Annotated in this window: 9 protein-coding genes and 3 pseudogenes; 10 read left to right on the top strand and 2 right to left on the bottom strand. The window is 66.1% G+C overall.

Annotation, left to right across the window (positions count from 1 at the left end):
- Positions 1-254, top strand: a pseudogene (locus tag CA983_RS37205) (hypothetical protein); the annotation flags it as partial.
- A gap of 397 nt (positions 255-651) precedes the next feature.
- Complete coding sequence (locus CA983_RS37195) at positions 652-1,797, top strand: exonuclease domain-containing protein (protein ID WP_086605145.1); 1,146 nt, start codon at positions 652-654, stop codon at positions 1,795-1,797.
- A gap of 123 nt (positions 1,798-1,920) precedes the next feature.
- Here CA983_RS37195 and CA983_RS37190 read toward each other — a convergent pair.
- Both CA983_RS37190 and CA983_RS37185 read right to left on the bottom strand, forming a co-directional pair.
- Positions 1,921-2,220, bottom strand: a pseudogene (locus tag CA983_RS37190) (LacI family transcriptional regulator); the annotation flags it as partial.
- A gap of 65 nt (positions 2,221-2,285) precedes the next feature.
- Positions 2,286-2,973, bottom strand: a pseudogene (locus CA983_RS37185) (SPDY domain-containing protein).
- A gap of 356 nt (positions 2,974-3,329) precedes the next feature.
- Between CA983_RS37185 and CA983_RS37180 the strand changes: the two are divergent.
- The 8 genes from CA983_RS37180 to CA983_RS37145 all read left to right on the top strand — a co-directional run.
- On the top strand, positions 3,330-3,557 hold the full coding sequence (locus CA983_RS37180) for a hypothetical protein (protein WP_086605144.1): 228 nt from the start codon (positions 3,330-3,332) through the stop codon (positions 3,555-3,557).
- Positions 3,535-4,047 carry a DUF6879 family protein gene (locus tag CA983_RS37175; RefSeq protein ID WP_208637120.1) on the top strand — a complete coding sequence of 171 codons (513 nt, stop codon included), beginning with the start codon at positions 3,535-3,537 and terminating at the stop codon, positions 4,045-4,047. Before CA983_RS37180 ends, CA983_RS37175 begins: the two co-directional genes overlap by 23 nt.
- Before the next feature lie 24 nt (positions 4,048-4,071).
- Positions 4,072-4,917: a helix-turn-helix domain-containing protein gene (locus CA983_RS37170; RefSeq protein ID WP_086605143.1), complete on the top strand. Its 846-nt coding sequence runs from the start codon at positions 4,072-4,074 to the stop codon at positions 4,915-4,917.
- A 94-nt stretch (positions 4,918-5,011) separates the two neighbouring features.
- Positions 5,012-5,398, top strand: coding sequence for a hypothetical protein (locus CA983_RS37165; RefSeq protein ID WP_244207252.1), 387 nt, complete (start codon positions 5,012-5,014; stop codon positions 5,396-5,398).
- 148 nt (positions 5,399-5,546) lie between these two features.
- Positions 5,547-5,900, top strand: coding sequence for an NUDIX hydrolase (locus tag CA983_RS37160; protein ID WP_244207251.1), 354 nt, complete (start codon positions 5,547-5,549; stop codon positions 5,898-5,900).
- Positions 5,901-6,039: 139 nt separating this feature from the next.
- Positions 6,040-6,228 carry a hypothetical protein gene (locus CA983_RS37155; protein WP_244207250.1) on the top strand — a complete coding sequence of 63 codons (189 nt, stop codon included), beginning with the start codon at positions 6,040-6,042 and terminating at the stop codon, positions 6,226-6,228.
- A gap of 56 nt (positions 6,229-6,284) precedes the next feature.
- The gene (dapF, locus tag CA983_RS37150) at positions 6,285-7,085 is read left to right on the top strand and encodes a diaminopimelate epimerase (protein WP_086605140.1); all 801 of its coding nucleotides are present in this window, start codon (positions 6,285-6,287) and stop codon (positions 7,083-7,085) included.
- Positions 7,082-8,107: D-alanine--D-alanine ligase family protein (locus CA983_RS37145; RefSeq protein ID WP_086605139.1), on the top strand; the 1,026-nt coding region annotated here is incomplete at its 3' end. The genes dapF and CA983_RS37145, both read left to right, overlap by 4 nt.

Genomic DNA, 8,107 nt, shown 5'->3' with positions numbered 1-8,107 from the left:
TCGTCGGCCAACTCGACCGCGGACCCGCCGACGAGATCACCCTGCCCCGCCCCGGCGTCTATGAAGGCCACGCCTGGTGGCAGAACCGCCAAGCAGCAGCCGACTACTACAACACCACCCTCGACCAACTCACCGACGACTCCCCCGAAGACCAGCTCACCGAAGCCTGGAACAACTGCCCCGTCACCGAACGCTACGTCCTCGACCTCGCCTACACCCGCGAGCTCGAACCCGTCGATGAAGACGACCTCTGAAATCCGTACGGGCCGGTGTGACAGCCGCCTCGAAAGACCCGCCTTGATGACTGCGAACGCTGGCATGATGCGCGCTCAGCGAGCACGCCCACGATGTGGCGTGGACCGAGGAGACAGCCTTCAATATCAACCCTCGCAGCCCGCACATCAGCATCTGCCTCACGATGAAGTGCGGGTGTGAGATCCGAAACTTGGACGCCTTCGCCAAGCAGATGCGGGAGCAGCAAGGTTGGAACGTCGCTACCAGCGTCGGCTGGGGCAGTAGTAGCGGCCCGGAAGGAACGACCTATTCCCTGCGGGTGCGGCGGAAGAGTCTCGGCGCCTGATCGAAGGGACCCGTACGTTCCCCGAACCCCACCGAGTATGTGAAAGTCTCAAGGAGTTCGGGGAGGGAATCATGAACGGCGACTGGGTTTCAATCGACTTCGAGACCGCCAACTACTGGCCGGGGAGCATCTGTTCGGTCGGCATGACAGCCGTTGTGGCCGGAAAGATCACGGACCGGTTCTCCACATTGGTGAACCCTCCCGGTGACGGAGGCTTCACGGCGTACAACACCTCCATCCACGGCATCACTGCGCAGATGGTCGATGGAGCGCCTGCCTGGCCAGCGGTTCTGCGGCAGATCCTCGACTTCGCCGACGGCCGCCCGTTGGTCGCCCACAACGCTGCTTTCGACTTCGGGGCATTGCGCGCAGCCTGCACGGAGACGGCGGTTGAATGGCCCGGGGCTCGGTACGCCTGCTCCCTGGTCGTCGCCCGCCAAACGTGGAGGCTGCTTGCCTATCGCCTTCCGTTCGTAGCTGAGGCTGCCGGCGTACCCATGACGGGCGCCCACCACGATGCCCAAGCAGATGCCGACACGGCCGCTCGCGTCATGCTGGCCGCCATGGCCGTGCACGGCACGGACAAACTCGATGATCTGCTGAGGAAACTCCAGATCCGTTACGGCCAGCTTTACCCGGACTCCGGGTCCTGGTCGAACTGTCGCCGCCGCGTCCAGGAGAAACGGCAGCCCATCCCGACCGCGAATCCGGAGGCAGACCCCGAGGGCCCCCTGTACGGCCGCCACGTCTGCATCACCGGCACGCTGAACTCCCTGTCCCGCGCCGATGCCCAACAGCGACTGGCAGACATCGGCGCGCAAGCCACAGCGGGGGTGAGCCGCAAGACCGACATCCTGGTCGTTGGCACCGCCGACCCCACGCGCTTCGCCCCCGGCATGACGCTCAGCGGGAAGCATCGGAAAGCGCAGGAACTCCTGGATGCCGGGCATGAGATCGAGGTCATCTCCGAGACCGACTTTCTGGAGCTGCTTTCCCTGTCCGCCAGCAGCCCGGTGAGCGCGGAGGCTCTGCGTCAGGCAAAAGCGCTGCCTCTCACGGAGGCAGCCGCCCAGCACGCGAACGTCAGCGTGGAGATTGATGATCACCGCTTCCGCTACTACATCACGGACGCGCCCGTGATCAGCGATGAGGAGTTCGACCAGCTGGTGCTGGGGAGAAGGGCACTTGAGAAGGCGCATCCCTCCCTTCGGCAATGACCTGTCGTCTCTGCTGGCCGTGTGGGCGCCCTCGTAGACACGCTGGCGCATGAGCATCGGACCGCCACCCTCCTACGGGGAAAGCGGCGGTGCCCCGCGACAGTGTGGCGGGGCACCGTGGAGCTATCGGAGAACGGCTGCGCGTGCGCGCAGAAGGTCGTTGAGGACGCGCACCGGTGACGTCGGACACAGGGCCAGGCGGACGTCGAGTGCTGCCTCCCACTGCTGGGTCAGGCCGAGCATGAGGCGTTCTCGCATGCCACGGGTGACGTGGGCGTAGCGCGCGGAGACCGAACCGTCGAGGTGACCCATGCGCTCGTCCATGAGCACCTTCTCGGTGCCCAGGTCCTCCATCATCGTCCGGTGGGTGTGACGGAGACCGTGGGGTGTGAGGCCCTTGGCGATCGGGAGCCAGCACGGGAAACGTGCCTCCGCTGGGAGAGATGGGCGACAAGCCGCACAACAGCGGCTTCTCGGGGCAGGAGCCGTCAGCTGCGGCGGACGAATGTGAGCCGGCCCTCGGCGCTCTCTGGCACGGTGCGGCGGCGCACCGGGACCGGAGAGGCGAGCGAGGAGGCGAACGCGGCGACCAGGTCGTGGGGGGCGCTGGCACTGAAGCTGGCGCACCACAGGTACGGGGCGCCGGGAACGGGGTCCGCCCACGCCTGCCAGCCCACCAGGTCAGGACGCGGATCGGCGTCCTCGATGAGCGGCGGCAGCATCTCCAGAGAGACGCTGCAGGAGAACCCGGGGTCCGTGGCGGTTGTGCGGGGGGCAGTCGATGTCGCGGATCCAGCCGCGGGCACAGAGCGCGTGGAGTACGGTCTCAGGCCCCGTGAAGCCGACGTCGGGCGTCTTACGGGTGTCGATCTCCAAGAGAAGATCGGCGAGCGCCTCATACGGGACGCCAGCGGTGAAGTACGCGTTCCATACGGACATCACGGAGGCGGCATGCGAGCGGGCGCTCAACTGCCAGGCCACCGGCAGCCCGCCCAGCTCGAACGGGTGGGCCGCGAGGACCCATTCGGCGCCGCGCAGCCCGTCCGGACTCACGTACAGCAGGGTGTGGCGGGCAGTGGGCCACATGCGCCAGCCGAGGCCGGCCAGGGTGTCGCCTATCCGCTCGGCGAGCGCGTCGTCATCTCCGGCCAAGTGGCGCGGGGTGACCCAGTACATCGGGCCCGGCAATCCGGAACTCGAAGGATCGGTGGGATGGTGCGGTTGCAGGGGCGCCTCCGTAGGCTTGGGGACAGGTCACTGACCGTCGATGACCTGGGGTGTCGGAAGGTCGTCCACGTTGACATGCCCGTTCGCAGTGCACCAGTAGTTTCGGGGTCTTCCCTGTCTGCCCCCGGCGAACTAGTGAACCGTCGAGGTGCACCGTCCATGCCTCCGTAGGCCGTCGACCAGGTGTCCACGTTTAGGGTCGCCGCCCGAAAGTCCTGGCAAGTTTGGGCAAGTTCCTGGCTCGGCAGCCCAGTCGCGGGCAAGCTCTGGCACAGAGATCGTTACCGGCACCCGAGGAGGTCATCATGGCCCTGATTAAGCTCGGTAAGGACCCGGAGAGCCCCAGCGGCGGCTCCCCCACCATTTACCTTGACGACGAGAAGGACACGTACCTCGTTCAGGGATGGAAGGTGGAGGACGGCGAGAGACTCGGGCAGATGGACATCCCCGGGCATGAGACGGTGGTGGAGATCCCCCGGCGCATGGTGCAGTTCTTCCAGGAGGTGAAGGGTGACGAGGACCCCGACGTTTGAGGAGCTGTTCCGCGACTGCCAGAGGACCGCTGTCCACCTGGAGATGCGCGACGCCTACATGAAGTCGGACCCGTCCTTCACCGACTGGAAGGCCGGCGTGGTCCTGGACCCGGCCGAACGCTGGGCTGATTGGCACGCCATCGTCACGGAGGCGACCTCGCGGGGTGTCGAGGTTCGACGCGCCCGCGTCGTTTCAACACCGGTCAGCGAGTACATCCGCTTCGAGTACGACGTGACGGACGGACTGAACATCGCTGCCGGTGAAAGCGTGCGGTGGCTCTCGCGGCGCAATGCGACTGACATCGCGCTTCCGGGTAATGACTTCTGGCTGTTCGACTCCAACCTCGCCCTCGTCAACCACTTCGACGGCGAGGGCGAGAACATGGAGGTCGAACTCACAGACGACCCCGAGGTGGCGAAGCTCTGCGAGTCGGCCTTCGAAACCGTGTGGAAGCGGGCAACGCCGCACGCGCAATTCAAGTTGGCCTGACAATCCGAACATCACCGCACTGACATGACATCGCCATCTTCGAGTGTCCAGGAAGCCCGCAAGGCGCTCGGACAACGCATGGCCGAGATCCGACAGGCAGCCGGACTCACCAAGCGAGCGCTGGCCCAGAGCCTCGGTTGGCATGAGTCGAAGGCTTCGCGCTTCGAGAGCGGCACACGAGCCCCCTCGGAGCGCGACCTTCGCGATTGGTGCTCCGCATGCGGCTCGGAGAACGCGGCAGAGGATCTCATCTCCACGGCCCGCGGAATTGAGGGCATGTACGTCGAGTGGCGCAAGATGGAACGCCACGGACTCAAGTGGGCGCAGGAGTCCGTGGTTCCCCTCTGGGAGCGCACCGAGCGGTTTCGCATTTACTCGCCCTGGCTCATCCCCGGCCCCGTACAGACGGCCTCCTACATCACCGCACTTCTGACCGCCATTCGTGACCGCCGAGGACTCGTTGACGATGTGCCGGCGGCTGTCAGAGTGCGAGTGGAGAAGCAACAGGTCGTCTACAGCAAGCACAAGTTCGCCATCATCCTCGAAGAGAGCGTCCTGCGGTACCGCATCGGCGGCACGGACGTGATGGCGGGCCAACTCGGCTACCTCCTCAGCGTCATGGCCCTCCCCTCGGTGAGCATCGGCATCATCCCCCAGAACGCCGACCGTTCGGGCCTCTGGCCCGTCGAAGGATTCTTCCTGTACGACGACGAGTTGGTGAACGTCGAATTGATCTCGGCTCATCTCACCGTCGTCCAGAAGCACGAACTTGCCATGTATGCCAAAACGTTCAGCGAGCTGGCCGAACTTGCCGTTTACGGCCCCGCCGCGCGTGAACTCATCACCGCTGCCATCGAATCTCTAGGGTGAACGCCTGGCAAGTTCGGGCACACTCGTGGAGCCCTACCACGTCCCCTCCTAGCTTTATTAGCACGGCTGAAAGCGTGCTCCGGAGGGGCCAGTGATGACTGTGGCAAGCACGGGCAAGGCGATGGAGTTGGCCGAGGACTCTGAGGCCGAGGACTCCCCTATCGACGTGGCAGTGATCTCGTCGCAAACGGAAACCGTTCTCCATCTGCGGATGGACACTACGACCCGCGCGGCGATGGACGGTCACTTGCCGGGGCTTGTCAAGGAATTGAATCGCCTGCTCGGCGAGGACTTGGGCGCCGAAGACGACGGCGAGGCGCGGGAGCTGGTCCGCAAGGGGACCAGGCTGATCGACCTCACGAACAGGCCGACCGCCGAAACTCCTGCGTTCGGGACGTTCCTGTACCTCCGCGATGTCGCACTGCTTACGCGGCGGCTGCTGTGGATCTACTCCGAGCGGAACGGGCTGGATGCGCCGTGACCGTCAGAGAAGACCAGATCATTCGAGAACTCTCTCACTACATCCACGAACACCCCGCTGAGCAAATGGCGTTGATGCCGGTCTAGACGCGGCCCTCGACCACTCGCGACGCCGAGCCTGCACCCACGACCGGCGTTGCCCCCTCGTGATGACAGGAGCCGTCGTCGTCGATGAGCGCAACCGCGTCCTTTGCCTGCGGCACGAGGGAGGCTACGCGCTCGCGGAGGCTGAGCCGGAGGCCGAGGACGAATCACTCAGCGAGGCGGCGCTTCGGCTGTTGACCGAGGAGGTCGGCATCCGGGACGTATGGACGCAGCCCGGCGCCGAAGGCCCCTTCCTGGTCGACGTGACCAGGCCCGGGCAGCACAGCTACGGGCGCCGCCTCCGGGTCGGCATCCGCTCAATGATCGAAACGGGTGCAGCGGCCTGGATGCCCCTCACCGAGATAGGCATCCCGTCCGTCCGCAGCCGCGTTGAATGCCACCTGATCGGAACCCGATGAGCCCCCGAAACCAACAAGTCGCCCTCGTCGTAAGCCTCGTCGCAATCGGCGGCTCCATGCTGCTCGGCATCTGGAGGGGCTGATCTACGAGCGCGGGACCAAGGAGAAGCCCTCCATACCCCCTCCGCCTGTCGGGACAGTGGGGGCCACCAGGCCGCCGACCGACGTCCGCATCGGCGACTTCATCCTGCTCGACGGCACGTACCAGCGGGTCCAGGACATGAGGTCCGCCGGCGGCGCCTCGGTCCGCATCCTGCACTTCGCCGGACATGCCCCTTTGATCATGCGAGAGGCCCGGACCACCTACCGGCCCCTCGAATTCCGCTGATCGCAGCCCGCTCGGGCGTCGCATCCTTCCCACCTCACCATGCGAGGAGCTTTGCCATGCGCTTCCGCAAGATCCACGGCGCAGGAAACGACTTCGTCCTCCTCTCCGACCTCGAACCGGACGACGGCAAGGACTGGCCCAAGGAAGCTGAACGCCTGTGTGCCAGGCGTACCGGAGTAGGCGCGGATGGGCTGGTGATCAGCCGCCTGGTCAGCGAGCACCCCGCCGTCCTCGAAATCACCTGCTTCAACGCGGACGGCTCGGTCGCAACGATGTGCGGCAACGCCCTGCGGTGCTCCGCCTGGGCCGCCCACCACGATCACGGCTTTCAGCGGATAAGTCTCCGCATGGCCGGAGTAGTGCACGAGGCGGTCGTGGCCGACGACTCCGTGTGGGTCACGGCCGAGGTGGGCGCGATTCTGCCCCGGCGCTTACAGACCGTCATCAACGGCAGGCCGACCTGGTTCGACAGCGCCCACACCGGTACGGAACACGTCGTCGCCGTCGTGGACGACGTTGACGCCATCGACGCGGTAATGGTCGGGCGCCTGGTCCGCCACCATCCCGACCTTGCTCCGCTGGGGACGAACGTCAACTTCGTCCAGTCCGCCGGCAGCCAGGCGCTGAAGATCCGCACCTACGAACGCGGCGTCGAGGCGGAAACCCTGTCGTGCGGGAGCGGGGCAGTTGCAGCCTTCATCGTCGCCACTATGCGTGGACTCATAGCACGCCGTGCCGTCACCGTCCACAACCGTGCCGGTGAACCGCTCACGGTCCGGCCTCATGACGACCGACCGAACCGAACTCAGTGGGTCGGCGGGCCGGTCACCAACACCTTCGAAGGGGTACTCGCATGACTCTCTTCCTCAGCCCCAGCTCGGACCTCGCGGTGCAGAAGGCCGCCGAGGAACTTCGACAGTGGGGGCAGAGCCGCCAGGGCCTCGGCGTCGCCCTCATCTACGGGCCGGTGTCCGCCGAGGACAGGCTCTACCACGCGAAGTGCCCCGTCGAGCAGCGATCTGTCACCGCCCTGGCCGAGGCGCTGGAGGAGATCGGCGCCCGCTGGCAGGTGCTGGACCCGTGCGAACCGGACTTCATCATGGATCTGGTCGGCTATGACGTGGTCCTCTCGAACCTGCACGGCCCGTACGGCGAGGACGGCCGGTTGCAGGGGCTGCTCGACTACCTGCGCGCGCCCTACTGCGGCAGCGGAGTCGGGGCATCCGCGGTGGCCGCTGACAAGATCCTCTGTAAGCGGGTGATGCTGACCCTCGGCGTCCCCACCCCCGGCTGGGATGTCTGGACCGGCGGACCAGCGAACTGGAACGGGCGCCCGGTGATGGTCAAGCCGCCCTTCGGCGGGTCCAGCGTGGGCATGAGCCTCGTACGTGATCCGGCGGACTTCCCTGGCGCCCTGGCGGACGCTGCCGGTGACGAGGACGCGGCTGTGCTCGTCGAGGAGTACGTGAGCGGCACGCCGCTGACCGTGGGTCTGCTGGAGCTGCCCGGCGGCTCGGTCATCGTCTTCCCGCCGCTGGTCACCGAAGCCACCGAGGCCGAGTTCTACGACGCCGACACGAAGCTCGACGTGGACTCCAGGAGCACAGTAACCGTGCGCGCCGCCGAGCTGGCGCCCGATGTGCTGGACAGGATTACCAGTGACACCCGGACTCTGTGGGACGGGATCGGGCTGCGCGGTTCAGCCCGTATCGACTTCATCCTCACCGAAGACGGCGAGCCGTACGTGCTGGAGGTCAACAGCACGCCCGGCATGTCCCGTGACAGCAACTTCGCGGTGGGGACCGCGATGGTCGGACTCACGCACACGGACGTCGTTCTGGCGATGCTGCACGAGGCGCTGGCCCGCCCGCCATACGAT

Source organism: Streptomyces swartbergensis, from assembly GCF_002148965.1.
Lineage (GTDB): Bacteria > Actinomycetota > Actinomycetes > Streptomycetales > Streptomycetaceae > Streptomyces > Streptomyces swartbergensis.
Note: the sequence above shows the minus strand (reverse complement) of the source record. Positions and strands in the feature narration are given on the sequence as shown.

What these genes read in the sequence shown, in the direction of transcription:
- CA983_RS37195 (WP_086605145.1), top strand. Translation starts at nt 652, where the DNA reads ATGAACGGCGACTGGGTTTCAATCGACTTCGAGACCGCCAACTACTGG.
- CA983_RS37180 (WP_086605144.1), top strand. Translation starts at nt 3,330, where the DNA reads ATGGCCCTGATTAAGCTCGGTAAGGACCCGGAGAGCCCCAGCGGCGGC.
- CA983_RS37170 (WP_086605143.1), top strand. Translation starts at nt 4,072, where the DNA reads ATGACATCGCCATCTTCGAGTGTCCAGGAAGCCCGCAAGGCGCTCGGA.
- CA983_RS37165 (WP_244207252.1), top strand. Translation starts at nt 5,012, where the DNA reads ATGACTGTGGCAAGCACGGGCAAGGCGATGGAGTTGGCCGAGGACTCT.
- CA983_RS37160 (WP_244207251.1), top strand. Translation starts at nt 5,547, where the DNA reads ATGACAGGAGCCGTCGTCGTCGATGAGCGCAACCGCGTCCTTTGCCTG.
- dapF (WP_086605140.1), top strand. Translation starts at nt 6,285, where the DNA reads ATGCGCTTCCGCAAGATCCACGGCGCAGGAAACGACTTCGTCCTCCTC.